The sequence below is a fragment of the Streptomyces sp. NBC_00287 genome, assembly GCF_036173105.1.
Lineage (GTDB): Bacteria > Actinomycetota > Actinomycetes > Streptomycetales > Streptomycetaceae > Streptomyces.
In genome coordinates, this window is record NZ_CP108053.1 from 215,932 (window position 1) to 239,379 (window position 23,448).

Annotated in this window: 23 protein-coding genes and 4 pseudogenes; 14 read left to right on the forward strand and 13 right to left on the reverse strand. The window is 70.2% G+C overall.

The window, feature by feature from the left end:
• Positions 1-5: 5 nt before the first annotated feature.
• Positions 6-421: pseudogene (tnpA, locus tag OHT76_RS01185) on the forward strand (IS200/IS605 family transposase).
• Positions 422-696: 275 nt separating this feature from the next.
• On the opposite strand, the gene abc-f reads toward tnpA, so the two are convergent.
• A complete protein-coding gene (gene abc-f / locus OHT76_RS01190; protein WP_328868803.1) occupies positions 697-2,349 on the reverse strand; it encodes a ribosomal protection-like ABC-F family protein in 1,653 nt (550 codons plus the stop codon).
• A gap of 858 nt (positions 2,350-3,207) precedes the next feature.
• Here abc-f and OHT76_RS01195 point away from each other — a divergent pair.
• From OHT76_RS01195 to OHT76_RS01205, 3 genes are all read left to right on the forward strand, one after another.
• On the forward strand, positions 3,208-3,624 hold the full coding sequence (locus OHT76_RS01195; RefSeq protein WP_328868804.1) for a hypothetical protein: 417 nt from the start codon (positions 3,208-3,210) through the stop codon (positions 3,622-3,624).
• A 120-nt stretch (positions 3,625-3,744) separates the two neighbouring features.
• Complete coding sequence (locus OHT76_RS01200; RefSeq protein ID WP_328868805.1) at positions 3,745-4,395, forward strand: class F sortase; 651 nt, start codon at positions 3,745-3,747, stop codon at positions 4,393-4,395.
• A 409-nt stretch (positions 4,396-4,804) separates the two neighbouring features.
• The gene (locus tag OHT76_RS01205) at positions 4,805-5,272 is read left to right on the forward strand and encodes a hypothetical protein (protein WP_328868806.1); all 468 of its coding nucleotides are present in this window, start codon (positions 4,805-4,807) and stop codon (positions 5,270-5,272) included.
• 182 nt (positions 5,273-5,454) lie between these two features.
• On the opposite strand, the gene OHT76_RS01210 is transcribed toward OHT76_RS01205, so the two are convergent.
• Together OHT76_RS01210 and OHT76_RS01215 are read right to left on the reverse strand one after the other, a co-directional pair.
• Positions 5,455-6,117, reverse strand: a complete 663-nt coding sequence (locus tag OHT76_RS01210; protein WP_328868807.1) for a hypothetical protein — start codon at positions 6,115-6,117, stop codon at positions 5,455-5,457.
• Positions 6,114-6,575, reverse strand: a complete 462-nt coding sequence (locus OHT76_RS01215) for a DUF2267 domain-containing protein (RefSeq protein ID WP_328868808.1) — start codon at positions 6,573-6,575, stop codon at positions 6,114-6,116. The genes OHT76_RS01210 and OHT76_RS01215 overlap by 4 nt, the downstream gene beginning before the upstream one ends.
• Before the next feature lie 289 nt (positions 6,576-6,864).
• On the opposite strand from OHT76_RS01215, the gene OHT76_RS01220 reads away from it, so the two are divergent.
• Together OHT76_RS01220 and OHT76_RS01225 are read left to right on the forward strand one after the other, a co-directional pair.
• Entirely contained in the window at positions 6,865-7,392 is a 528-nt protein-coding gene (locus tag OHT76_RS01220) for a phosphoribosyltransferase family protein (protein WP_443049685.1), read from the forward strand.
• Between the two features lie 79 nt (positions 7,393-7,471).
• Positions 7,472-8,884 carry an RtcB family protein gene (locus tag OHT76_RS01225; protein WP_328868809.1) on the forward strand — a complete coding sequence of 471 codons (1,413 nt, stop codon included), beginning with the start codon at positions 7,472-7,474 and terminating at the stop codon, positions 8,882-8,884.
• Positions 8,885-8,998: 114 nt separating this feature from the next.
• Here OHT76_RS01225 and OHT76_RS01230 read toward each other — a convergent pair whose 3' ends face one another.
• Entirely contained in the window at positions 8,999-9,457 is a 459-nt protein-coding gene (locus OHT76_RS01230; RefSeq protein WP_328868810.1) for an archease, read from the reverse strand.
• 332 nt (positions 9,458-9,789) lie between these two features.
• Here OHT76_RS01230 and OHT76_RS01235 point away from each other — a divergent pair, with 332 nt between their 5' ends.
• Complete coding sequence (locus OHT76_RS01235) at positions 9,790-10,155, forward strand: MarR family winged helix-turn-helix transcriptional regulator (RefSeq protein ID WP_328868811.1); 366 nt, start codon at positions 9,790-9,792, stop codon at positions 10,153-10,155.
• A gap of 115 nt (positions 10,156-10,270) precedes the next feature.
• On the opposite strand, the gene OHT76_RS01240 is transcribed toward OHT76_RS01235, so the two are convergent.
• The 5 genes and pseudogenes from OHT76_RS01240 to OHT76_RS01260 form a co-directional block, all read right to left on the reverse strand.
• Positions 10,271-10,957: a class I SAM-dependent methyltransferase gene (locus OHT76_RS01240; protein ID WP_328868812.1), complete on the reverse strand. Its 687-nt coding sequence runs from the start codon at positions 10,955-10,957 to the stop codon at positions 10,271-10,273.
• 103 nt (positions 10,958-11,060) lie between these two features.
• Positions 11,061-11,600, reverse strand: coding sequence for a DUF6069 family protein (locus tag OHT76_RS01245; protein ID WP_328868813.1), 540 nt, complete (start codon positions 11,598-11,600; stop codon positions 11,061-11,063).
• A gap of 298 nt (positions 11,601-11,898) precedes the next feature.
• Positions 11,899-12,897 (reverse strand): RNA polymerase subunit sigma-70, encoded by a 999-nt coding sequence (locus OHT76_RS01250; RefSeq protein ID WP_328868814.1) that lies wholly within the window; start codon positions 12,895-12,897, stop codon positions 11,899-11,901.
• Positions 12,898-12,961: 64 nt separating this feature from the next.
• A pseudogene (locus tag OHT76_RS01255) lies at positions 12,962-13,399 on the reverse strand (transposase family protein); the annotation flags it as partial.
• 268 nt (positions 13,400-13,667) lie between these two features.
• Positions 13,668-14,048, reverse strand: a pseudogene (locus OHT76_RS01260) (hypothetical protein); the annotation flags it as partial.
• A gap of 322 nt (positions 14,049-14,370) precedes the next feature.
• Between OHT76_RS01260 and OHT76_RS01265 the strand changes: the two are divergent.
• Positions 14,371-14,994, forward strand: a complete 624-nt coding sequence (locus OHT76_RS01265) for a DUF5131 family protein (RefSeq protein WP_443049905.1) — start codon at positions 14,371-14,373, stop codon at positions 14,992-14,994.
• A gap of 122 nt (positions 14,995-15,116) precedes the next feature.
• Here the strand turns inward: OHT76_RS01265 and OHT76_RS01270 are convergent, their stop codons facing one another.
• The 3 genes from OHT76_RS01270 to OHT76_RS01280 all read right to left on the reverse strand — a co-directional run bounded on the left by OHT76_RS01270 (position 15,117) and on the right by OHT76_RS01280 (position 16,539).
• A complete protein-coding gene (locus tag OHT76_RS01270; RefSeq protein ID WP_328868816.1) occupies positions 15,117-15,554 on the reverse strand; it encodes a DUF2267 domain-containing protein in 438 nt (145 codons plus the stop codon).
• Positions 15,555-15,610: 56 nt separating this feature from the next.
• Positions 15,611-16,006: a DUF2267 domain-containing protein gene (locus OHT76_RS01275; protein WP_328868817.1), complete on the reverse strand. Its 396-nt coding sequence runs from the start codon at positions 16,004-16,006 to the stop codon at positions 15,611-15,613.
• 101 nt (positions 16,007-16,107) lie between these two features.
• Positions 16,108-16,539 carry an Hsp20/alpha crystallin family protein gene (locus tag OHT76_RS01280; RefSeq protein WP_093906005.1) on the reverse strand — a complete coding sequence of 144 codons (432 nt, stop codon included), beginning with the start codon at positions 16,537-16,539 and terminating at the stop codon, positions 16,108-16,110.
• A gap of 126 nt (positions 16,540-16,665) precedes the next feature.
• Between OHT76_RS01280 and OHT76_RS01285 the strand changes: the two genes are divergently transcribed.
• The 3 genes and pseudogenes from OHT76_RS01285 to OHT76_RS01295 all read left to right on the forward strand — a co-directional run bounded on the left by OHT76_RS01285 (position 16,666) and on the right by OHT76_RS01295 (position 18,220).
• Positions 16,666-17,298: a type III effector protein gene (locus OHT76_RS01285; protein ID WP_328868818.1), complete on the forward strand. Its 633-nt coding sequence runs from the start codon at positions 16,666-16,668 to the stop codon at positions 17,296-17,298.
• A 561-nt stretch (positions 17,299-17,859) separates the two neighbouring features.
• Positions 17,860-17,973: pseudogene (locus tag OHT76_RS01290) on the forward strand (SDR family NAD(P)-dependent oxidoreductase); the annotation flags it as partial.
• A gap of 13 nt (positions 17,974-17,986) precedes the next feature.
• The gene (locus OHT76_RS01295) at positions 17,987-18,220 is read left to right on the forward strand and encodes a short-chain dehydrogenase (protein WP_328876766.1); all 234 of its coding nucleotides are present in this window, start codon (positions 17,987-17,989) and stop codon (positions 18,218-18,220) included.
• A gap of 185 nt (positions 18,221-18,405) precedes the next feature.
• Here the strand turns inward: OHT76_RS01295 and OHT76_RS01300 are convergent, their stop codons facing one another.
• Complete coding sequence (locus OHT76_RS01300) at positions 18,406-19,146, reverse strand: VOC family protein (RefSeq protein ID WP_328868819.1); 741 nt, start codon at positions 19,144-19,146, stop codon at positions 18,406-18,408.
• 283 nt (positions 19,147-19,429) lie between these two features.
• Between OHT76_RS01300 and OHT76_RS01305 the strand changes: the two genes are divergently transcribed.
• From OHT76_RS01305 to OHT76_RS01315, 3 genes are all read left to right on the forward strand, one after another.
• Positions 19,430-21,190, forward strand: a complete 1,761-nt coding sequence (locus OHT76_RS01305; RefSeq protein WP_328868820.1) for an NlpC/P60 family protein — start codon at positions 19,430-19,432, stop codon at positions 21,188-21,190.
• A 384-nt stretch (positions 21,191-21,574) separates the two neighbouring features.
• On the forward strand, positions 21,575-22,123 hold the full coding sequence (locus OHT76_RS01310; protein WP_328868821.1) for a GNAT family N-acetyltransferase: 549 nt from the start codon (positions 21,575-21,577) through the stop codon (positions 22,121-22,123).
• Positions 22,124-22,250: 127 nt separating this feature from the next.
• Positions 22,251-23,438: a hypothetical protein gene (locus tag OHT76_RS01315; RefSeq protein WP_328868822.1), complete on the forward strand. Its 1,188-nt coding sequence runs from the start codon at positions 22,251-22,253 to the stop codon at positions 23,436-23,438.
• Positions 23,439-23,448 lie beyond the last annotated feature (10 nt).

Here is a 23,448-nt window from a genome sequence, read left to right on the forward strand (position 1 = left end):
GGGTTATGGGCGAGATGCAGACGATCAGAACTGGCCGGCACTGTGTTTTCGTGATGCATGTGCACTTGGTCTTCGTGACCAGGTTCGGCACAAGGTGTTCACGGATGCTCACTTGAGACGCATGGTGGAGATCATGCGGTCGGTGTGCGCGGACTTCGAGTGCGAGCTGGTGGAGTTCAACGGCGAGGACAGCCACGTCCACCTCCTGGTGAACTTCCCGCCCGAGGTCGCCGTCACCAAGCTCGTCAACTCCCTCAAGGGTGTCTCCTCCCGCCGTCTGCGCCAGGAATTCCCCGACCTGGTACGCCACTACTGGCGGGCCAACAAGCTCTGGTCCGGTTCCTACTTCGCCGGCACCGTCGGTGGCGCGCCGTTCTCCGTCGTCAGGCAGTACATCGAGCAACAGAACCGGCCCGCGTGAGCATCGCCCGGCTCCGCCGGGACCGGCCATCGCGGCGCTCCGCGCCACGGATGGTGAACACACAATGTCCAGCTCCGCCGACCAAGATTCCGCGACGCTCCGCGTCGCCACGACAAGATTCGCTTCACCACCGGGCTGAAGCCCGATGCACTGCGAATGAATCTGGTAGCAGCCGTGGGAATACGTCACCCGTCAGTGCGGTGGATCAGTAGGTTTTGCCGCTGTGGGGCAGGGCGCGGCAAGGGCTGTGCGCGGCGGCGAAGGGCCCGGACAGGTCAGCTTCTGCGGCCGGCATGCAGCTCCAGCTGCTCGCCTTCGAAGCGTGAGCAAAAGCTCCGGTCGTGCGAGACCGCGACCACCGCCCCCGGGTATGCCGCGAGCGCGGTCTGAAGGTCCTCGACCAGGTCGAGTGCGATGTGGTTGGTCGGCTCGTCAAGGACGAGGAGGTCCGCGGGCCGGGTCACCAGGGTCGCGATCTGCAGTCGCCGCTGCTGTCCCGCGGACAGGGCGGCGACCGGGGTGTGCAGATCTTCCTCGCGGAACAGGCCCAGGGCCAGGAGCTGTTCGGCGTACTCGTCCGGCAGTCCCGGCCGGCCGGCAGCGAACGCGGCGAGCAGCGGGAGACGCGTGGGGTGCGCGGGCAGTTCCTGCGCGAGGTAGCCGGTCCGGGCGGGGCGGTGTGCGGTGCCCGCGTCCGGCTCCAGGTCGCCCGCCAGGACACGCAGCAGCGTGGTCTTGCCCGCGCCGTTCTCGCCCGTGACCAGCAGCCGCTGTCCGGGCGCGATCGCCAGGAGCCCGTCCAGACGCAGCCGTTCGCCGACCCGTACGTTGTCGAGCGCGGCGAGGGGGCCCTCGGCCGGGCCGTCTGCTGCTGCCAGTGCCGTCGTGAAACGGAGCGGTGCCGGCGGCTTCGGCACGGGGTTGCGCCGCAGCTGGGCCAGGCGCTCCCGGACGGAGCGCACCTGCCCGCCGAGCTTCGCCTCGCTGGAGCGGCGGTGCTTGCCGAAACCCTGCCTCGGGTCGCGGCCGGTGGTGGCGAGCCGCCTGCCTGCGGCCTGGAGGAGTTCTTCCATGCGGGCCACCTCCTCGGCCCAGTCCGCGTATCGCTGCCCTGCGCCGCGCCGGGCGGTGGCCTTCGCGGCGCGGTAGCCGGCCCAGCCGTCGCCGTATCGGCGCACGGTGCGCTCATCCCGGTCGACCTCGAGGATCGTGGTGGCGATGCGCTCCAGGAAGCCGCTGTCGTGGGTGACCGCGACGACAGTGCCGCGGTGTGCGCGCAGGTGCTCCTCCAGCCAGCGCACGGCCGCCGCGTCGAGGTGGTTGGTCGGTTCATCCAGGAGCAGCAGTTCGGGGGCGGCGGCCAGGACACAGGCGAGTGCGAGCCGCGACTGCTCGCCGCCGGACAGCGAGCCGAGCAGGCGGTCACGGGTGATCCGCGCGAGTCCGAGCCCGTGCATCGCGGCATCCACGCGGGCGTCCGCCTGGTATCCGCCGCGTTCCTCGTATGCGGTCAGCAGTTCGCCGTACGCGGCGAGTTCCTCGGCCGTCGCCTCTGCCAGGGACTCCTCTGCCGCACGGAGCCTTCGCTCCATATCGCGCAGTTCGCTCAGGGCCAGGTCGACGGCGTCCTGCACGGTACAGGCCGCATCGAGGCCGGGTGTCTGGGCGAGGTGGCCGGTGCCGCCGGGGAAGCTGACGGTGATCTCCCCGGCGTCCGGGATCTCGGCTGCGGCGAGCAGCCGCAGCACGGTGGACTTGCCGGAACCGTTCTCGCCGATGACGGCAGCCCTCTCGCCCGGCCGGACCGTGAAGCAGACCTGGTCGAGAACGGTGTGGGTGCCATAGGACTTGGTGACGTCCTTGACGGACAGCTGCGCCACGCCGTCGGAGCCGACGGCGGGCAGGGGGGTATGGGCACGGTCGCGCATATGACTTTCCTGGACATACGAAGGGTCTACGGGCGGCAGAAACGGCGGCACCGGCCGTGCCCGGACTCAGACGAAGAAAATGAAAGCCATGCCCCCACCATAACAAGACGAACCGTCTCGCCTCCAGTCGTACGTGACGCGAAGCCCGTGACCCGCACCACCCGCCCCACTCCGCCGTCCGGGCAGCGGCGGGGTCTGTGCAGGCGCACCACGGCGCCGGCATCACCGTGCATGTCAGCCGGGCACCAAATGCCTGCCCGCCGGGAAACGCCGTGGGAGAACGCCGTGACCGCTCGCCGGCTGGGCCGGCTCTTCGGGGCGGGAGCAGACCCTGTCCGTGAGACAGCAGGCACCCCAGCCAGCGTGCGACATCCCAGGAGACCAGCAGGTCACAGCAGCAGGCAAGGACACCGAAGTTGTGAACCCCCAGCACCTTCGAAGCAGACCATGGAGGCTGCGGTACGTGCCTCGCTCCGTGCAGACACACGGTGCCAGGGCGTCGGGGCGCGTCGGGGCGTCGGGGCGTCCCGGATACGCGAGAGTGCCGTGGGCACCGGGGATGAGCCGTTCGACGACGGTCCTTGAACCCCAGGCCGAGCACCTCGCCCTGCTTCACCGTCCCCCGGTGGCGCGCCTGGTGCTCAACCCAGGGATGTCGCATCGGGACCCCAGTCGGCCCTCTCACGGCGCGTCAGGCCAATGCCTGACGGTGTGGCAGGTAGCCGACGGTCCGTCACCCGGCGGGTCGCCCCAAGTGGCGGGCGGCCCGTTCCCCACCGAGCGTGGATCACGTCGGAGCGGGACCGCAACCAGCTGATACCGCGTCAGCCACCCCCCGCCGGCAGAAAAGGATCACACATGCACCCTGCACGCACCCTGCTCGCCACCGCGGCAGCCACCGCCGCCCTCCTCCTCGGCGCTCCCGCCGCCTACGCCACCGCACCCGGCAACGACCACGAAGACTCCTCCCACAGCAAGGACCACGACAGCAACCAGGACTACGGGCACGACAGCGAGGACTCCTGGAACGGCACCAAGCACGAAAAGAAGGACGAGGAGGACTGGAACGGCAAGCACGACGAGAACACCTGGAAGGACGACCACGACGAAAACTCCTGGAAGGGCGACCACGACAAGCCCAAGGGCGGCATGCACACCGGAGGCGGCGCACTGGCCACACCCACAGTGACCGCCGGCGGCCTTGCCGTCCTCGCCGTCGCCGGCACCGGCCTGTACGCGGCCCGCCGCCGCAAGAACTCCACCACCCTGGCCTGACCATGCCCCACGCCATAGCCACCGCGGCCGCCACGCACCTGCCGCGTGGCGGCCCACGGCCCCCATCGAACCGCCCCCACCCGCACCACCGCCGTACCCGCTCGAGGTGGACACACCCCCATGACGACTCCCCCCTCTGACACGGCCCGGGCCAAGTCCAGATTCCGCGCCTGGGTGCTGGTCATGACATGCGTCGCCCTCACCGTGCTGGCCATGACCGTCTTCAGCGACGACGAGCCGACCCCACCCCCCGCACGAAGCGCCACCGCATCAACACCGCCCGCAGGCCAGCCGGCCCGTCATCCCGCACCCAAGCACCTGCCCCGCTCCAAACCCGTACGGCTGCTGATCCCGAAGATCTCCGTCGACGCCCCCTTCACCGAACTCGCCATCGGCCGCACCGGGCAACTCGACCCCCCGCCCGCCGACAACACCAACCTCGTCGGCTGGTTCGCCAAAGGCCCCACCCCCGGAGAAGCAGGCACCTCGGTCGTCGCCGGGCACGTCGACACCGCCACCTCCCCCGCCGTCTTCGCCGACCTCGCCGACCTGAAAAAGGGCGAAGTCTTCCGCATCAAACGCGCCGACAGACGCACGGCAACCTTCGTCGTCGACAGCGTCGAAAGCTTCGCCAAAGACGACTTCCCCGACCAGCGCGTCTACGCCGACACACCCCAAGCCCAGATCCGCCTCATCACCTGCGCGGGCGACTACGACCGCGCCGCCAAGGACTACACCGACAACCTCGTCGTCTTCGCCCACCTCAAATAACACCCACACCCCCCAGCAAACCCACCAACCACCGCACTACGCGGGCAGCAGCCGACGAATACGACCCACCACGCCCCCGGCGGGAACACCCTCACGAGCGCCAGGACCCGCTGAAGCCGCCACGAAGGTTCCGCTCGCTTCCCAGAGGGGCGCCGCCGACAAGCCCGAGTTCCCTCCATTGACGCGCTCGCTCACAGCCCGATTACCGCGCTCCAGCCCGCCTTTGCCGGCCCGGCCGAGGCGGACTCGCGCGGGAAGTCGCTCGATCAAGGCCCAGCGGGCATCAGAGACATCACGGCGATACGGACCCTTCCGACGCCTCCTTGGCTGCACTGCCTGGTGTTTGCGTACGTCCCGTTGAGGTCACTCGTGCTGTTCGTAGCCCCCCAGTGCCTGTCCGGGGAGGCGCATGGCGATGGCGCGCATGCTCGTTGAGGGTGATGACCTGGTCGTACGGCTGGCCTGGTGGGAGAAGGCGGCCGTGCGCGGCGGTGACGTGCGTGTGCCGCTGGCGGCAGTGCAGCGGGTGACCGTTGAACCGGACTGGTGGCGGGCCCTGCGTGGCATCCATGAGCGGGGCGTCTGCGTCCCCGGCGCCCTGTGCCTCGGCAGGCGCGGCCATCAGGGCGGGAAGGACTTCGTCGCGGTGAGGCCGGGCAGACCCGTGGTGTGCGTCGAGCTGTGGCCGTCCGCACCCTTCCGCCTTCTCGCTGTCGTCACGCGGACCGATGACGAAGGCAGGGACACGGCCCAGAGGCTTCGCCGGAGTGCACCGAAGACCGACACGTCCACGCCTTGGCGGCAGCCGCTGCCGGTGCCCGTGGAATCGGGTGAAAGCTCTGCCGGGACGCCTGCTCTGGAACCGCCGAACCATTGAACGTGAGCGGCAGACACGTGCTGGCGCCGCATGCCCCTGCCCGAGCGACGGCTTGGCTCACCGCCACTCGCCCTCCGTCAGTGGTTGCATGGGGTGCTTGCCGCGCGGCATGTGCAGCCGGTGGAAGATCTCCGCGTTCTCGTGAGGCCGCCGAGCCGTACTCGGGTGCTACCGGGGCGCCGCTATGGGTGCGTCCGCGCGCCTGGCGATACCGCCCCGTTCGGCTCATGGCTGAAGGGCAGGGAGTACGTATGGCCTTGCACGCCCCATTCTCCGGCGGGCGGCTTGGCACCGGCGTCGATCGCGCGCAGGCTGGGGCGCCCGATATGGGCGTAGACCAGGCGCCGTACTCGATGGTGTGCGGCTTGTTCGGCTACGGCGCGGACGCTTGCGTGACCGCCCACGCCGCCCCGGAACCGTATGGGCCGGTCCCAGGCCGCGGCCTCGGCGAACATCAGGTCCGCCCCCGCGGCCCAGGCCGGAAATTCCCAGAACTCCGGTGCCCAGACGGCCACCGTGTCTCCGGCCTCGATGCGGTATCCGAACGCGGGGTGCGAGGTATGGACCACGGGAAGGCAGCGCACCACAACCTCCCCGATCTGCAGATCGCCGGCGAGGATATCGGCCCCGCGCGTGGCCGCCGTTCGCCGCAGTACCGACCGCAGCTCGGAGTGTTCGTCTGTGACCAGCCATGCGTCCAGCCGCCCGGGTGGCGGTTCGGCCCCGGGTCCGCCGTCGAAGGCCACCTTGTGCCCGGCACATCGCAGCAGCAGGCCCGCCGGAGCGAACCGGGGTGAGTTCATCGCTCCCACTCCGAGGAGTGTCAGCCGCAGCCACTGCTTCATCGGACCTCCCGCGTTGCGTGCCGAGGTGCGGTCGGGGAGCGTGCCCCGCGGCGGCGTGGTGCAGCAGGCCTGGGCCTGTGCGGAGATCTGCTCGCGGTCGATGCCGGTGGCGGAGGGCGTGGCGGGTGCAGCGCGGCTGGCACACCACGCGGATGGTTGACCTGCCCGCCGCAGACCGCGTCGGCGATGGTGGACGGCACGGCATTCGTGTCGCCCTCCGCGGGGCGTGGCCGGGCGTCTGTCTCCTGGGCCACCCGGCTGAGGAACCGCGCGCAGCCGGAGGAACCCGTGCGTCCCCGGTCGGGGCGCAGGGCCTCGTCCAGGGGAGCGGGCAGCTGGGCCGCCGGCAGAGTCTCCGAGAGCGTCACGGTGCCCTCCGGATGTCGGTCCCCCAAGGGTGCGCGATTCCGGCCCCGGGTGCCCGTGGGCCGTGGAGGAAAACGGCATCGGCGGGACATATCACGACACGCCGGCTGGAGACTCGGCCGCAGAGGGCAGCAAGCCCGGCGAGGACGCGGCGAACGTCGACAGCGCAGCCGTACCGCTTGCCGCGTAACCGTCTCTCCCGTGCGCAGGTGTGGTGCGGCACCTCGTCGGGTACCCGGCGACGGCAAAGAAGGATGCCGGTCGATCCGCTGCTGGAGCAGATGACGCAGACCTCGAGCAAGGTGTCGTGGCCACCGCGGGCCAGAGCCCCGGGCACGTGGCCACCGTTGATCCCATGACGATGCAAGGAGCGGTCAGCACATGCCGTTCCGAGACCGCAGGCAGGCAGGCCGGGAGCTCGCCGCGCGGCTGCGCGTCAGGCCGGAGAAGGGCGCGCTGCCGTATCCGGCCGTCCTGGCCCTGCCCCGCGGCGGCGTGGCGATGGCCCGCGCGGTGGCAGAGGCCCTCGATGCGCCGCTGGACGTGCTGGTCACCCGCTCGATCGGGGTGCCGTTCCCGGAGGAAGTGGGCGTCGACGCGCCGGGGGGCGAGGACCCTCTGCTCTTCGACCTCGTGGAGCGGGAACGGGCCGAGGCGCATCGCCGGGAGGAACGCTATCGACGGGGCTGCCCGGTTCCCGACCTGACGGGGCATACCGCGATCGTCGTCGGTGACGGCCTGGCCACCGGATCCACAGCGCGTGCCGCGGTCAGGTGCCCGCGCGCGTGGTCCTCGCGGTGCCGGTGTGTGCGCCGTATACGGCCGACCTGCTGCGCGGCAAGACCGACGACATGCTCTGCCTGCGTCGGCCAGACGCGTGCAACTCGTACGAGGACTTCGAGCAGTTGACGGACGAGGACGCGCTCGCGGCGCTGCACGGGACCGACGCGACACGCTCAACGAGCCGTCTTGGCGCGGGAGGTTCGCCATGGAGTTGGTCGAGGAACGCCCCTTCCGGTACCGCATCGATCCGCAGGCGGGCATGCGGGTGCCCGGGATCGTGTTCGCCTCCCGCGAGCTGCTCGCCGACGCCGAGCAGTCCCTGGAGCAGGTCGCCCACGTGGCCGCCCTGCCCGGCATCGTCGCCGCCTCGTACGCCATGCCGGACATCCACTGGGGTTACGGCTTCCCCATCGGCGGCGTCGCGGCCACCGACGTGGCCGACGGCGGTGTGGTCTCACCGGGCGGTGTCGGCTTCGACATCTCCTGCGGGGTGCGGCTGCTGGCCGCCGACTGCGACTACGAGACGTTCCGGTCCGCGCTGCCCGCGGTCATGGACGGCCTGGACCGGGCGATTCCGCGCGGAGCCGGCCCCGGTGGCGTGTGGCGGCCGGAGGGTGCCGGAGATCTGGAGCGGCTGCTGGCCGGGGGCTCCCGCTTCGCCGTGGACCGGGGGCATGGGGAGGAACGCGATCTACTGCGCTGCGAGGACGGCGGTGCGGTCGCAGACGCCGATGTGACGCAGGTCGGGCAGCGGGCTCGGGAGCGCGGCCTCGTCCAGGTGGGCAGCCTTGGCTCCGCCAACCACTTCCTGGAGGTGCAGCGGGTCGACGAGGTGTACGACGAGGCCACGGCGGCCGCCTTCGGAATCGCCCCGGACCAGGTGTGCGTGATGATCCACTGCGGTTCTCGCGGGCTCGGGCACCAGATCTGCACCGACCACGTACGCCTGATGGACGGCGCCATGGCCCGTTACGGCATCACGGTGCCCGACCGGCAGCTGGCCTGCACCCCGGTGCACTCCCCCGAGGGACGGGCGTATCTCGGGGCGATGGCCGCGGCCGCCAACTACGGCCGGGCGAACCGCCAGTTGCTGTCCGACGCGACCCGTGACGTCTTCCGGCGCGCGGCGGGTGCCCGGCTGTCGCTGGTGTACGACGTCTCGCACAACCTCGCCAAGATCGAGACGCATCCGGTGGACGGAGCCCGGCGGCAGCTGTGCGTGCACCGTAAGGGCGCCACCCGGGCCTTCCCGCCCGGACATCCCGAACTGCCCGAGGACATCCGGGAGTTCGGGCAGCCGGTGCTGATCCCCGGCACCCTCGGCACGGCCTCGTACGTGCTGGCGGGTGTGGCCGGGGGCGACGCCTTCTTCTCCACCTGCCACGGCGCGGGCCGCACCATGAGCCGCCATCAGGCCGCGCGCACCGTCACCGGCAGCCAACTGCGGGCGCGTCTGCGCCAGGCCGGCATCGCCGCCCGTCCGAAGTCCTGGCGCGGTCTGACCGAGGAGACCCCGGAGGCGTACAAGGACGTCGACGCCGTCGTGGCCGCGAGCGAGGGGGCGGGGTTGTGCCGCAAGATCGCCCGGCTCGTCCCGCTCGGGGTGGTCAAAGGGTGACTCGGCCCCGGCGGGCGGCAGCGGTCGGCGGGGCCGGCTTCGCGGCGCGATCCGTCCGGTGCCGGGCACGACGGGGTACGACGGGGTCCGGCTGGGGTGCGCCGACTTCGCCGGTCAGACGTCGACGATCACCGTGCAGGACCAGCCGTGCGGATCCGGTCCGATGTGCAGGCCCTGCCAGGAGACCCCTTTCGGTACGGCGCCGATGATGTCGACGTCCGTCAGGTCCGTGACCGCCAGCCGCACCTCCAGCGCGCCGTCGGCGGCGGTCTCCACTTCCACGTCCACCGGCACCCGGCCCGCCACCTCCACCCGGTAGACCACCTCGTCCAGCAACGCGATCAGCAGGTCCTCGTCGCCGCTCGGCGCCAGCCGCACCCGCTCGACAGCGGTCGGCCCTACGTCCGAGACCTCGGCGAAGCATCCCACCATCCCGCGCGCCGCCTCGGCCAGGCACTCGTCCCGGGTGGGACCCCACGCCTGTACCCGCGTGTCGGCGGTGTGCGGCATCGACCGGTGACCGCTTTCGCCCTGTCGCCGCGCCCGCAGTTCGTCGTCGAGATCGCCGACCATGCCCACCGCCTCACCCGGCTTCCGGTGTGGTCACCGGAATCGTCGTTGTGACTTCTCCGGCGCAGTAAGCCGTGGCCACCTCCGTGTGCCTTCGGGGACGAGCCCGGCTCCGAGGACCGACGAGTACCCCCTTACGGCGCCACCGACGCGCCGCAGGGGACACCGTCCGGGACCGTCGCATACGCCCACGGCCAGGTCTGCTCCGCCGGGCTTTCCGCGGGCCCCGGGTGCGGTCGAGGTAGCGGAAGGCGTGGTAGCGCTCGGCCAGGGCGCTGGGGGCGTGGTCGCAGACGCATTCGTAACCGAGGCCGGCAGACGACCCCGATCGCACAGTGACCGGGCAGACGAACAGGTCCCGCTCACGGGCAGCTCCCGGTGCAGGAGATCTCCAGGCTGCCAGTGCGCGGGCGGTAGGCCCACGAGCCGTCAACGACCTGGAGGCCGAGCAGCTGATCGAGCGGCGGCGCTCTCCCCAGGACCGCCGCCGCCATGTCGTGGAGATCACCGCGAACGGCCTCGAACTGCTCGACAAGGCCGAGTGCGCGCTCGCCGCAGCGGAGAACGAGGTGCTCGCCGCACTCGACGCAACAGAGCGCGAGACCCTGTACAGCCTGCTCCAGCAGGCCGCGAACGGTGAGGGAAGCGGAAGCTGCACCGAGGCCTGGGTAGCCAGGAAGGCGTCTCCCGGTAACGGGTAGCCGGCTGGTCCGGGGTCGAGAACCTCGCGGCTCAACGTCGAACAGCCCGCCCATCCCCGCCACGCATACGCTGATCACCCGTACGACTGATCATGAAACACAACCGGGTTGCCGGTTACTGAGACAGGCTCCTAGCCCGCGTCATCACTTCGACAGCGCCCTCAGGCCCGTCACCGCCCTTGCGAAAGACGAGCAGATAGCGCCAGAAGAGGCGCCTACGGATGCTGCATCCAGGTAGCAGGACCGCGGCCTCCCGACGGATATGCAGCAGGGGAACGGTTGGCTGCCGCACCGGTGCTTTCACTCGTTCTCGACCGGCCGCAGCGGCGGCGGGGCGAAGCTTGTCCGTGAAGGCGACGGTCAGCCTGGCGACGGCGTTGACGGGCACGGCCGCCAGGCTCCAAGCCCAGTCGAGGCGGGTCTTCTCCGGATAGCATCCCAAGATCACGAGGACGCCGCCGGGCGCGAGTGCGTCGCGCAGTGCGGCTACGGTCCCGAAGGGCATGTGATGGATGCTGGCGAGGCACGAGATGAAGTCGTAGTGCGCTTGGGGCAGTTGGACTTCGGTGACGTCCGCGTGCTGGAAGCGTGGGCTCCGGTCACCGGCCATCCGCTCCGACAGCGCACGGGCCTCCGCGATGGCCTCTTCCGACGGGTCGATCGCATCGACCTCCATGCCCAGGTGAGCGAGCCGACGAGCGAATCGGCCGGTCCCACAGCCGACGTCCAGGGCCGCACCGCAATTCCGCGGCACCTGACGCAACAGCAGACGGTGATAGTGGTCGTTGTGATCAAAGGGCACGATCCGACCCTGCCACAACGGACGCTCACGGCCCGGCGCTTCCACCATCTCGAAGGACTCAGGGCTGAGCCTGACGTCGACCCGAGAGAGGGCAGATCCCGGCTCAAGCCGCCGCGCAGGAGCCGAATCCACGTCGGAGGCGCGCTCGCGCACGCCCTTGCGCCGCCCATTGTCCCGTTGCGGGATCGTCAATCGGTCCGGATGCGGAGGCTCCGCGCCAGGTGGGGATCATCACCGTCGCAGGGACGAGGTGTAGCCCGAGGAGGGCGGTGGTGGTGGCGGTGTTTGCCCCGGAGAGGAGGGGCGGGATCAACGAGATCGCGGTCAACGACACTGCCGTCCACACGAATCGCTCGGCGGGGCGAGCGCTCCAACGAAGAAGAGCGGCGGCAATGACGATGCCCACGACCGAGAAGAAGCCGGTCACCACGGCAAACCCGGACAACGGGATCGTCTCGCCACCAGCGGGGACCTCGAAGTCGACGCCGACGGCCTGGGCAAGCGCCGCGGCGAGGGTGGTGGCCACCATCGACGCGAGCGTGGCAATGACGCCGGTGCCTGCGAGGCCGCGGAGTCGGTGGGTGCGGCTGGTCCGGCCCGGCGCCGGGCCTGCGACGACCCCGGTGTCATTCATGCTGCTCATGTCGTTCCTCCATCATTGGGTAACTGGGGTACGGGGTGTGTCGACTGGCATGTGACGGTCCTGTCCCTGGGGGTGACGATGCGCGCCCTCGCCGTACGACGGCCTGGGTTCCGCAGGGCGCGGACGCCGGTGCCGCGGAGCCAGAACCCGGCGTCGCGTCCAAGGACCGGCCCGGGCTCGCCGTCGCGCAGTTCCAGCTGCACCCGCCCGCGGGTGACGACGCCGAACGCGCCGTACTACTCCGCCGCGACCACCGCGACACGCGCGCCACCGCGCAGCGCGAGCGTCCGCACCGGGACTACTCCGTGCCGTCCGCCGGCAGGCGCTCGGGCAGCCCGAGCCGCGGGAACTGGTCGTCGTGGAACGTGACGATCTCGGTGATCGCCCCGCCGGTGACGCGCAGGACGTCGATCGTCAGCGGCAGGTACGCGCCCTCCTGCTTCCGCCAGAGGTAGAAGGCGACGGCGGGCTGCCGGTTCACGGAGGTGGGGACGGCGCGCAGGCCCTTCATGCCCTCGAAGCCGCTCTCGACCCAGTCGTTCACCACCGCGTCGCGGCCGACGTACAGGCCCGGCGTGGGCGGCATCGAGCACCGCACGTCGTCCCGCAGCATCGAGGCGAGCGCCGGGACGTCCGTGGCCACGCTGGCGTCGGTATAGCGGCGCACCAGCTCGCGCGTCCCGGCGTCCTGCTCGCCGCCGGTCCAGTCCTGCCGCTCGGCGGGCAGGTGCTCCCGCATGCCGGCGCGGGCCCGCTGCAGCGCGCTGTTCACGGAGTTGACGGAGTCCCCGAGGATCTCGGCGACGTCCTTCGCCGGCCAGCCGAGCACATCCCGGAGGATCAGCACGGCCCGCGGGCGCGGCGCGAGGTGCTGGACGCCGACCAGGTACGCCAGCTCGATCGTCTCCCGCGCGACGGCGACGGTCTCCGGCTCGTCCGCGTCGCCCGCGGGCAGCTCGTCGAGCAGCCGGTCCGGGTAGGGCTGGAGCCACAGCACCTCGCCGCCGGTCGCAGGCTCCGGGCGGCATTTGGCGAGCAGGTCCAGGCAGGCGTTGGTGGCGATCCGGTACAGCCAGGCCCGGAACGTCGACCGTCCCTCGAAGGTCTCCCGCCGACGCCAGGCACGGAGGAACGTCTCCTGCACGGTGTCCTCAGCGTCCTCGAACGACCCGAGCATCCGGTAGCAGTGCACGTGCAGCTCCCGCCGGTGCCGCTCCGCCAGCCCCGAGAACGCCGCCTCGTCGACCTCGCCCAGACCGCTCACGCCCAGCTCCTCCAGCCACGTGTCCGCACTCATCACGTCATCCTTCCGCCTCGTCGTGTCCCGTCGTAGGTGTGACGGGTGCGGGCGCGAAAACTCATCACTGGGGTCGGTCGGCATAGCTGCTGAGCGTTCTTCCTCCTTGGTGGGTCGGGTTTTCGACGTGGCGGAGAACGAGGATGGCCTGCTGCACCACGGCGGTCGTCCGGGAGGGGCTGCAGCGCAGCGCGGTCAGGATTTTCCAGGTCTTGAGGGTGGCGACGGCGAGTTCGCCGTCGCAGCGGATCCGGGCGGCCTTGTTCACGGCTTTCTGCCGGCGCGACAGCTTCGGCCGGTAGCAGTGCCGCTTGAACGGGATACGCACCAAACCGCCGGCGCCTTGACCCGCCTTGTCCGCGAAGGCCATCACGCCAGCGTTGGTCAACGCGGCGATGATGCCGTGGGTTCGCGCAGCCGTCAGGTTGTGTGCCGAGCCGGGACGTGCCGCCGACGTCCAGACGAGGCGTCCGGCCGCATCCACGATTACCTGCACGTTCAGCGGGAGCCTCGCTTGACCCGGCTACCGACCTTCACGACGCCACTGACCTGCACCATCAGGTTGGAAATGGCTCATTGTGTGACGAGCCCCTGGCCCGCGATTACCGCCGGTTCCTTTCGACCCTGTGGCAGTCCCGCTAGCGACCTCGTGCATGGTTGTCCGTCGGGATCGCGTCGAGCGCGCCCTGTCCCAGCTGAAGAACAGGAGCGACGTCCTCTTCGCGATGCAATCAACGGAACCTTCTACGAACTGCAGCCGTCGGCCTCAATTACCTGACCTGCGGGGCTGCGAGGACAACGACTCGATCAGCCTCGACATCGAAGCCGAGGACGGGATGGCCGTAGTCCCCCTCCGGGTCCATCAGCACCGGCTTGCCCAGCCGCCGCCCGATCTCCCGCAGGAAGCCGCAGAACACATCAAGTCGCTCCTGGCCCTGCAACTCCCGCAAGTCGACGTCGAAGTCGACCTCATCGTCGGCCTGGAAACGGAAGATCACCAACACACCGGCAGACGGCCAGACCCGCAGGTCCGGGCACTCGGCATCGGCCGGGCGGGACAGCACGACCTCCGCCCTGGGCACCGGAAGCACCGTCTCTCCCTCGGAGTACTGACACTTCCAGCCCCTCTCTGCGACAAGATCAAGGATCGCCCCGCTCCCCCGACCCAACGCACCCCCGTTGCCTTGACCAGACACCGGGGCCCCCACCCTGAGCCTTCTGTCGGCACGTGCCTTTCGCGGCTACGGCGCGGGGCGGGGCACAGCCGGTTGGGGCTTTCGCGTCCCACGGCAGGCGGCAGGGCTGCGACCGGTCGGTGCCACGGCCGGAGAGCCTGTCGCCTTGTGGGTGTGGCACGTGTCTTCCAGGGACGGGGGCACAGTGGTGTGCGGAGGGCTTGTGCCGTGCGGGATGCCTGGGCGGCCGCACCGGGGATGCTCGCGGTGATGAACGAGCCGCCGCCGGACAGATCGCCTGAGCGATGTCGGCCACGCCCGTGTCCCCACGGAGTTCGTGGCCAGGACCTTCGCGACGATGGCGCTGGCGCCGCAACACCAGTTCCAGGTACTCACCAAGAGGCCCCGGCGTCTGCGGCGTCTGTTGGAATCGCAGAACTTCGTGGACGCGGTCTGGAGCGAGATGGAACGGCTGTCAGAGGACGATGCTGTTGCGCTGGCCAGGCCCGTACGCGAGGACGTGCGCAAGCGCGCGGCCAATTGGAACGCCTTGAGTTCGTGGCCGCTGCCCAACGTCTGGATCGGTACGTCGATCGAGTCGGATGAGTACTGCTGGCGGGCTGATGAGCTGCGGGGTATCCCGGCTGCCGTCCGGTTCCTGTCGCTGGAGCCGCTGCTTGGGCCAGTGCCTTCGCTGGAGCTTTCGCGGATCGACTGGGTGATCGTCGGCGGCGAGAGCGGCCCGGCTCACCGAGCGCTGGACTTGGCCTGGGTTCGCGACATTCGAGACCGGTGTGTCGATCGTCGGGTGGCTCTGTTCTTCAAGCAGGTCGGTGGGCTGACCCCGAAGGCTGGCGGCCGCATGCTCGATGGCCGGACCTGGGATGAGTATCCCGCCACGGCGGACGTGGTGGGTGTGTGACCCAGATATGCGTCAAAGAGCCCCTGGGGCCGGGCCCCGGCCAGGAAGGCGACCTCGGGGACGCAGGGCGGGCAGCGATGCGCCGGTCGTCGCGCCCGCCCTCCGAGCACGTACGTCGCCGTCTACGCGGCGGGGGTGAGTTCGGCGCGGCCGAACAGCAGGGCGTAGCCGGTGGGGAGCTGGTGGAGGATACGGGTGATCAAGTCGGGGCCGGCGTAGGTGGCGACGGCGGAGAAGACGGAGCCGGTGTCCCAGCGGGTGGTGGCCAGGGAGGCGCCGGTGCGGGCGGCTAGGTCCTTGACGAAGGCCCAGCCGGTCAGCGGCTGGGTGTCGGGGATCTGCGCGGTCAGCACGCGTGCGGCTTCCACGGGCAGGCAGGCGGCCAGGTCGACGCGTTCGTCGCCGGTCACCTGGCGCCCCAGTCCGGCAAGAACCAGGCGGACGGCTTCGTCGGCTCTCTCGCGGGTGGGGTAGGCGCCCTCGTAGCGAACCTTCTCCAGCATCTGCTCGTATGCCGTCCCGTACGGCTGCTGGGACGGTGCGTGCCGGTCGGAGATCACGGGGGTGGTTGCCTTTCTTGCTGTGGCCGGTGTTCGGGCACCGGGGGACGGGATGGTCAGGTGGGCTGGGGGCGGCCGAAGAGCAGGTCGTAGCCGGCGGGGAGCTGGAGCAGGATCTGGCCCAGCAGGTCTTCGCCGGCGGCGTCGGCGACGGTCGACAGCACGGCACTGACGTCCCAGGCGGCGGTCTGGTCGGTGGCGCCTTCGATCCACGCGGCGGTTGCGCGCACGAACCGCTCCGGGGGCAGCGGCTCGGCGCTCTGCAGCGGGTTGAGCAGGATCAGGGCGAACGCCTCAGGCAGGCGCGCCGCCAGCTGGGCGCGGACGTCGCCGACCAGGTGCGCGCCGAGGAGGGCAAGTACCACACGGGCCGCGCGCTCGGCTTCCTCCGCAGAGTCGTACTCGCCGCGTTCCTTCACGTGGCCGAGGAACGCTTCGCATCGCAGAGTCATCTCGGCTGCCACCCCTTCTTCTTCGGACTGCCCGCGGGGGGTGCGGAGAGCGGGGTGAAGGGGAGATCAGGTACCCGCCCTCCGCACCCGTCCGGCTGGTGTCAGCCGGAGATCTCCTTGCGGCCGGATCCGACGCCGATGGAGATCTTGCGGGGCTTGGCGCGCTCGGCGATCGGGATGCGCAGAGTGAGCACGCCCGCGTCGTAGTCGGCCTGAATGTGCTCGGTGTCGAGGGTGTCGGCGAGCACTATCTGGCGGGAGAAGACACCCAGCGGCCGCTCGGACAGCTCCATCTGCACGTCGTCGGTCTTCGCCACCGGCCGCCGCTCGGCCTTGACGGTGAGCATGTTCCGCTCGACGTCGATGTCGATCGCGTCCGCGGTGACGCCCGGAAGGTCGAAGGCCACCACATACTCGTCGCCCTCGCGGTAGGCGTCCATCGGCATCGCCGACGGGCGGGACCAGGTCCCCGGGCCCATCAGCTGCTGCGCCAGCCGGTCCAGCTCACGGAAGGGGTCAGTGCGCATCAACATCGTGAAAACACCTCCAGCAGGTTCAGGCAGTTGCTGCCAATGCGCCTCACTGACACCGTTGTAACATGTCATCCAATGGATGACAAACACAATGTCGTCTTAATGATGACAACGAGGGAGGTGTCCGTGACCGCAGCCGACCAGCCGTCCCCGACCAGCACGACTGCCCACAGCCCGGCGTCGTTCCACGCCGCCGCGGCGGCCCTGCACGCCATAGACGACGCCCTGCGCGGCGCCAAGCGAGAGTCCCCGGACACCCGGGATGCTCCCGGCCCCGGGCCGGAGCAGGCGCTGGCCTCCCTGATGCTGCTGCGGCAGGTACGCGAGCAGCTCGCCGGATGGGAGACCGGCCTGATCGAAGCCGCCCGCGACGCGGGAGCCAGCTGGGCCGACCTTGCCCACCCCCTCGGCGTCGCCAGCCGCCAGGCCGCCGAACGCCGCTACCTGCGCGGCCGCCCCGGCCCCGCCGGAACCACCGGCGAACAACGCGTCCAGGCCACCCGCGAACGCCGCGCCGCCGAACGCACCACCGCCACCTGGGCCCGCCACAACGCAGCCGACCTGCGCCGCATCGCGGGCCAGATCACCGCCCTCACCGACCTGCCCACCCCGGCCCATCTCCCGCTCAGCCAGCTCCACGCGGCCCTCGCCCACGACGACCCCGCCGAGCTCATCCGCCCCCTCAACGCCACCCGCCCCCACCTGACCACCACCCACCCCGACCTCGCAGTACAACTCGACAGCCTCATACACCCCTGAATCCACCCGCTCCGGTTCCCTGTCCCGTTCCTGCTCGGGCCCCGGGCCGTGGTGGCATGCCCAGGTCCACACTGCCTGTGGCAGCGGCGGCACGTTGGGCCTGGGAGCGCCTACTGCGCAGGAACTTCAGGGTGAGGCCGAGTCCTTCGACCTCACCGCGCCAGCCTTCGCCGATCGCGCGTTGGCCGGGCCAGCAGGTCGGCCTCCAACTCGTCGAGCCGGGGTGACCCTCACGCCTGAGTCCCGGCATGCCACAACACCGCGCCGGGAGACTCCAATGAACCACCTCGAAGGCAAGGTCGTCGTCATCACTGGCGCCTCCTCCGCCAAGGCCCTCGCAGCCCGCGGCGCCAAGATCGTCGCCGCCGCCCGAGGCCAGGAGGACCTGGACCGGCTCGTCGCCGACTCCACCAGAGCGGCGGTACCGCCCTCGCCAAGGTCATCGATGTCGCCCAGGCCCAGGACACCCAGGCCCTGGCCGAATTCGCGGTCGACACCTACGGAACCATCGACGTCAACATCCGCGGTTATCTCAAGGCCATTCACGCCGTCCTGCCCGTGATGCTCGCGGGCGGCTCCGGTCACATCCTCAACATGGACTCCGTGGCAGGGCACCAGGTCGGCGACGGCGCCGACGTCTACAGCGCCACGAAGTTCTTCGTCCAGGCCGTCACCGAGTCCATGCGCCGTGAACTCGGCGTCCGCGAAGGCATCAAGGCACTCCACGATCAACCCGGGCGTCATCAACACCGGCTGGGCCGACAGGGTCACCGATCCTGTGGGGCGACAGGCCGCCCAGGAACTCAACAAGATCGCCGTCACTCACGAGAGCGTCGCCGATGCCGTTGTCTACGCACTCAACCAGCCCGCCGACGTCACCGCCAACGACCTGATCATCTCCCCCACCCGCCCGAACTGGTGACTCACTGCATTCGAGGAGTAGTTGTGGCACAGGCTTAGCGCCCTGGTCGGCGAGTTGAACGTTGCGGTCGGCGAGAGCGCAAGCTGGTCTCGTCCTCCATGCAAACTCCCGCCGCCCGAATCGACCGGCCGAGTCGCCGCAGCCCAACCCACCGGGTCACGGCGCATACGGCACAAGGCTCCGCATCAGGACGGGGCAAGGACGCAGAACTCGTGGCCCTCCGGGTCCGTCAGGCACGTCCACGGGACGTCGCCCTGGCCGAGGTCGAGGTCGGTGGCGCCGAGGGCGCGCAGCCGGGTCACCTCCGCTGCTTTGTCGTCACCGGGGTACGGCAGCAGGTCAAGATGGACACGGTCCGGCACGGTCTTCACGTCGGGCGTGCGGATGAACTCGAGATAGGGGCCGACGCCCTTGGCGGAGCGCAACGCCGCATGGTCGTCGGTCACCTCGTGCAGGGTCCAGTCCATCGCCTCGCCCCAGAACCGGGCCATGGCCCGCGGATCGGCGCAGTCGACCACCACGGCGGCGATCGGCCCGGTGTCCCGGTAGATCTCCCGAGGCTCCAGCACACAGAACTCGTTGCCCTCCGGGTCGGCGAGGACCGTCCACGGCACATCGCCCTGGCCCACGTCGGCGGGCGTCGCACCGAGAGACTGGAGGCGCGCGACCAACTCCGCCTGATGGGCCGTAGAAGTGGTGGCGAGATCGAGGTGCACACGGTTCTTGGCCGCCGTCTTGGGCTCCGGGACGGGAACGACGTCGACGCCGACGGCGACCGGGTGCGGCCAGACGAGGCCGCCGGCGGGGCCGACGTAGGTCGTCACGCCGGGGCTGTAAGCACTCCAGCCGAGCGCCTCCGCCCAGAACCGGCCGACCGCCGAGGCGTCAAGAGCCTTGATAATCACGTGAACAGGTCGCAGAGCCATGCCGGCGAGCCTATGCGCCCGCTCGGCAACGACATCCGCACCGTCGCCAAACAGAGATCAACGCTCACACCGACGCGATGCTCAGCGTGCCCACCTGGCCAGTCCCAGAGCCGGCAAAGCCCGCGGGACCGTCACGGCCCGCGGGCGAAGAGGTGGACCCATCGGGCTGACGCCCGCCTGTCCGTCCGCGTGTCATATCCCGCCGGATCGCCCACCTCGCGTGGCACTGGCCGAAGTTGGGGGTGCCGCCACGCGTCGGCGGGCGGCAATGGATCATCAACACATGTCTCACACATCTCGACGAAGACTCCTCGCCGCCTTCGCGGCCTCTGCCGCCGCTGCCCCGCTCGCCGGTCTGGCGGCCGCTCCGGCGCGTGCCGCCGCTGCGGCGGCGGACGTACCGGCCTTCCCGGGGCCTGGTGGCCTGTCCTCGGCCCGTTCCTGGGTGACCATGGCGCCGCTGGGCGCCTCCTACTTCACCCCGGTGGCCCTCACCACCCCGCTCACCACCATCGTGCTCTCCGGCACCCCGGCCCGCACCGAGGTGACCTCCGGCGGCAAGCGCGTCGCGCTGCTGACGCACGGCGCGCGAACCGTCGTACTGCCCGGCCCGCAGCGGACGTTCGCGGAGAACAAGCGGCCCTTCGTGGACGACTTCCAGCGGACGCTGCCGGACCTCGCCCTGGACGAGGAGGACCGCGTCTACTGGGGCACCTCGCCCGGCGGCGGCAAGTGGGTCACGTCCGAAACCTTCAAGACCGACTTCTCGGTGGTACCGGGCACCGGAATCATCGGCCTCTCGACCGCCGGGTACAGCCGGCACGCCAGCCTGCGCGACGACGAGATCACCGACGTCGACGTGCGCTGCACGGCCAGGCTCGACAAGGTCCCGACGGGCCAGGCCTGTTCGTTCGCGCTGACCTTCGGCTACACGAGCACCCAGAACCACTACCGGGCCCGGCTGTCCTTCCTCACCTCCGGGGCGGTCGAGATGCGGCTGGAGAAGGAGGTCGCCAACGACGTGACCTCGCTGGCAACGGCGGTCTCCCTGGCCACGGGTGTGCCGGCGGGGACCGACTGGACGATCCGGGTACGGCGGGAGGGCGCCCGCATCCAGGCGAAGGCCTGGCCGTCCGCGTCGGCGGAACCGTCTTCGTGGGCCTTCGACATCACCGACTCCACGCCCACGCTGACCAAGGGCCGGGTGGGCCTGCGCGCCCTGGCCAACGAGGGCTGCACCAACCTGCCGGTCCGGCTGTCCGTGAGCCGCCTCGAAGTGGACGCCGCGAACTGGGCGGTCCTGCCGACCGTCACCCACGGCGACTGGCTACGCCTGCTGCCCGAGCCGTTCGACGGCACCTGGACGGCCGAGTTGGAGCAGACGATCCGCGGCTGGGCCGGATCCACCCTCCCGGACGTACTCGCCTACGCCGCGATGTTCCTCGGCGGCGCCCCGGCGGTCACCGCCGGAGCCGGACCGGCCCAGGGCAAGCAGGTGCTGGGCGAGGCCGGGTACGGCTATCTCGACGCGCAGGGCTACCGGCTCGAGGGCGCCGACTTCCACGAGTACATGAAGGTGGGCTGGACCTTCCCTGACGGCACGTACAAGGGCCCCTCCAGCAAGCAGGTCGGCAACTTCGACTGCTCGGGCTACACCCGCATGGTCTACGGCTACCACCTGGGCGTTCCCCTCGCCGCGGAGGAGGACACCTCCGGCACCCGGATCCCGCGCAAGTCCCGGCACATCGCCGACTACGCACCCGGAGTGGTCGTCGACCGCGCCACCGGAACCACCCCGCCCACCGCGGCCCTGCTCCAGCCCGGCGACCTGGTGCTGTTCAACGCCGACTCCAGCGACGACGGGGCCAGCCTGACCATCGACCACGTCGGCATCTACCTGGGCCTCGACGAGGCCGGCAAACGCCGCTTCCTCTCCAGCCGCAAGACCGTCAACGGTCCCACCATGTCCGACCTGGGCGGCGCATCCCTGCTCGACGGCTCGGGCACCTACGCCACGACACTGCACACCGTGCGCCGCATCTGAGCCGGCCCAGGACCCACCCAGCCCAGCGGGTGCAGCCGACATACGGGCGACTGCACCTGCCGGATTTCCCCAACTCTCCGCACCCCAGGGCGGCATCCCCCGCCACCGGTCGCTCGATCGCAGGCGGTCAGCGGAGCCGGCCGCGTCCGAGCAGGACTGCTGCGCGTTCTCCGACTCACCCTGCATCTGACGCCTACCGCCCCCAACTGACCTTGCCCGCACCACAGGGCGCCGCCGGGATGCCGGCCGATCTGTTCGGAGCGACCGCACCTCGGCGATCAGGGCACTTTGGGGACCCGTCCTCGCGCCGTGCTGGCCGCGGCCGCCATCGAAAGTGCCTGGTGAGGATGGCGAAGAGCCCACTTTGTGATCCAGAATGATTGGATGGTCACGCTTGAGACTCCCCGTTTGATCCTGCGTCGCTGGCGCGAGGAAGACGTTGCGCCCATGGCTGCCGTCAATGCCGACCCCGAGGTCATGCGGTGGATCCGTGACGGCAGCGTCCGTGACGAACAGCAGACTCGCAGCGGGATCCAGGCATGGGAGAGCGAGTGGGAGTCACAGGGCTTCGGCCTGTTCGCCGTGGAGATCCGGTCCACCGGCGAGCTGGCCGGGTTCACCGGCCATTCGGTGCCCAACTTCTTGCCGGAGGTACTGCCGGCGGTTGAGGTCGGCTGGCGGCTGGGACGTTCCCACTGGGGGCAGGGCTTGGCCACCGAGGCCGCTGCGGCCGCTGTACGGTTCGGGTTCGAAGAGCGAGGGCTGGAACGGATCGTCAGCATCACTCAAGTGGGCAACGACGCCTCCGAACGGATCATGACCAAACTGGGGATGCATCCGGTCCGTGAGACCGTCAATCCCACCTCCGGTCGGCAAGTACGGGTCTTCGAGTTGTTGTCGGACCAGTACTCGACCGCGCGCCGGGCCTCGTAGGCCTAAGGGTCGAACTTGGGTGGCCGACCACGGCTGCTGCTGGAGTGGATCCGCCAGGCCGAACACGACGCACCGAAGCTCATGAAGGCTTCGCCGGCTTCCTCCGCCATCAAGGAACTGCGTGCCGATGACAGAAATACACCCCGCCGCACACGGCACTGCCTGGGCCAGGTTGGTTCAGGCCACCGAAGTCAGCCGGCGAGTGGGGCTTTCGTGGCTTTACCAGCTCGGCTTCAATCGTGCGGCACCCGTTGAGCTGCTCGTCAAGCTCCTGGACGCGGGTGAGACCGGCTTTCTGCACCGCGAAGACCTACCGGATCGTGTCATGGACGCCGCGGTTGTCCACGGAACACGGCGCGTGCGCGGCAGTGTTGCGGAAATCTGCCGTCTCTCCCCGGCTCAATGGGAACGGCTCATCGCTGCCTCGCCCGAGCCAGACCTGCGTGAGCAGTTGACGGAGCTCGCCGAGGAGCAACTGGCAGCCCGGCGGCTCTCGTACGGCGGCCGAGGCGTTGGGCGTGCACCACACCCTGACGCTGTGCTGCCAACGACACCTGACGAGATCGCCGCGATGGCCTCCGACGTTCCCGACATCGACCCGGAGGGCCTAACGATGGCACTGTGGTGGGTCGGCGCCTTGCACGGGAACGCCGACGCCATGCGCCAACTCGCAAGCTCCGCCAAGCTGCTCGTCCGCCGCAGTGTCGCGAGGGCACCGCGGCTGCCCGCGGATGTGGTGGCGACCCTCGCCCGCGACGAGGACCGCGTGGTGCGTCTCTTCCTGGCTGAGTCCTGCGACAACGCCCCACCCGAGATGCTTCTTGAGGTAGCAGGATGGTGGGACGGGAGCCTGTCGTTCCCCGGCCGGCCGCGCAGCCATCCCAACTTCCCCCGCAACGGCCTGTTGCGCTTCGCGGCGGATCCGAACCCGCGCCTGCGGGCTCTCACGCTCGACGACCCGGCCTCCACCACGGCACTCGTCGAGCAGTTCAGCCACGATCCCCACGAGATCGTCCGCAGGGCCGCCGCCGCGGACCGTCGGCTCGCGCCCGAGGACACGGTCCGATTGGCCGCCGATGCCGACTTGGGCGTGCGTCGGCGTGCCTTGATGAACCCCGTCATGCCGCCGGATGAGTTGGTGGCACGCCTGCTCGATCCGCAGAGCGCGGAGAACGCCGTTCGCAACCCCGGCATCCCGGTCCACGTTATGCACCGCATGGTCGCGATCGCCGCCCCGCTGGCTGAAGATCCCCGTGGCTTGACCGGCCGTGGCGCTCCCGCACCCTCCGGAAGCCGGGCGGACCCGCTTGTGTGACCAAGTGCTC

What these genes read in the sequence shown, in the direction of transcription:
- abc-f (WP_328868803.1), bottom strand. Translation starts at nt 2,349, where the DNA reads ATGCGCGACCGTGCCCATACCCCCCTGCCCGCCGTCGGCTCCGACGGC.
- OHT76_RS01195 (WP_328868804.1), top strand. Translation starts at nt 3,208, where the DNA reads ATGCACCCTGCACGCACCCTGCTCGCCACCGCGGCAGCCACCGCCGCC.
- OHT76_RS01200 (WP_328868805.1), top strand. Translation starts at nt 3,745, where the DNA reads ATGACGACTCCCCCCTCTGACACGGCCCGGGCCAAGTCCAGATTCCGC.
- OHT76_RS01205 (WP_328868806.1), top strand. Translation starts at nt 4,805, where the DNA reads ATGGCGATGGCGCGCATGCTCGTTGAGGGTGATGACCTGGTCGTACGG.
- OHT76_RS01210 (WP_328868807.1), bottom strand. Translation starts at nt 6,117, where the DNA reads ATGAAGCAGTGGCTGCGGCTGACACTCCTCGGAGTGGGAGCGATGAAC.
- OHT76_RS01215 (WP_328868808.1), bottom strand. Translation starts at nt 6,575, where the DNA reads ATGTCCCGCCGATGCCGTTTTCCTCCACGGCCCACGGGCACCCGGGGC.
- OHT76_RS01220 (WP_443049685.1), top strand. Translation starts at nt 6,865, where the DNA reads ATGCCGTTCCGAGACCGCAGGCAGGCAGGCCGGGAGCTCGCCGCGCGG.
- OHT76_RS01225 (WP_328868809.1), top strand. Translation starts at nt 7,472, where the DNA reads ATGGAGTTGGTCGAGGAACGCCCCTTCCGGTACCGCATCGATCCGCAG.
- OHT76_RS01230 (WP_328868810.1), bottom strand. Translation starts at nt 9,457, where the DNA reads ATGGTCGGCGATCTCGACGACGAACTGCGGGCGCGGCGACAGGGCGAA.
- OHT76_RS01245 (WP_328868813.1), bottom strand. Translation starts at nt 11,600, where the DNA reads ATGAGCAGCATGAATGACACCGGGGTCGTCGCAGGCCCGGCGCCGGGC.
- OHT76_RS01250 (WP_328868814.1), bottom strand. Translation starts at nt 12,897, where the DNA reads ATGAGTGCGGACACGTGGCTGGAGGAGCTGGGCGTGAGCGGTCTGGGC.
- OHT76_RS01275 (WP_328868817.1), bottom strand. Translation starts at nt 16,006, where the DNA reads ATGACTCTGCGATGCGAAGCGTTCCTCGGCCACGTGAAGGAACGCGGC.
- OHT76_RS01280 (WP_093906005.1), bottom strand. Translation starts at nt 16,539, where the DNA reads ATGTTGATGCGCACTGACCCCTTCCGTGAGCTGGACCGGCTGGCGCAG.
- OHT76_RS01300 (WP_328868819.1), bottom strand. Translation starts at nt 19,146, where the DNA reads ATGGCTCTGCGACCTGTTCACGTGATTATCAAGGCTCTTGACGCCTCG.
- OHT76_RS01305 (WP_328868820.1), top strand. Translation starts at nt 19,430, where the DNA reads ATGTCTCACACATCTCGACGAAGACTCCTCGCCGCCTTCGCGGCCTCT.
- OHT76_RS01310 (WP_328868821.1), top strand. Translation starts at nt 21,575, where the DNA reads ATGGTCACGCTTGAGACTCCCCGTTTGATCCTGCGTCGCTGGCGCGAG.
- OHT76_RS01315 (WP_328868822.1), top strand. Translation starts at nt 22,251, where the DNA reads ATGACAGAAATACACCCCGCCGCACACGGCACTGCCTGGGCCAGGTTG.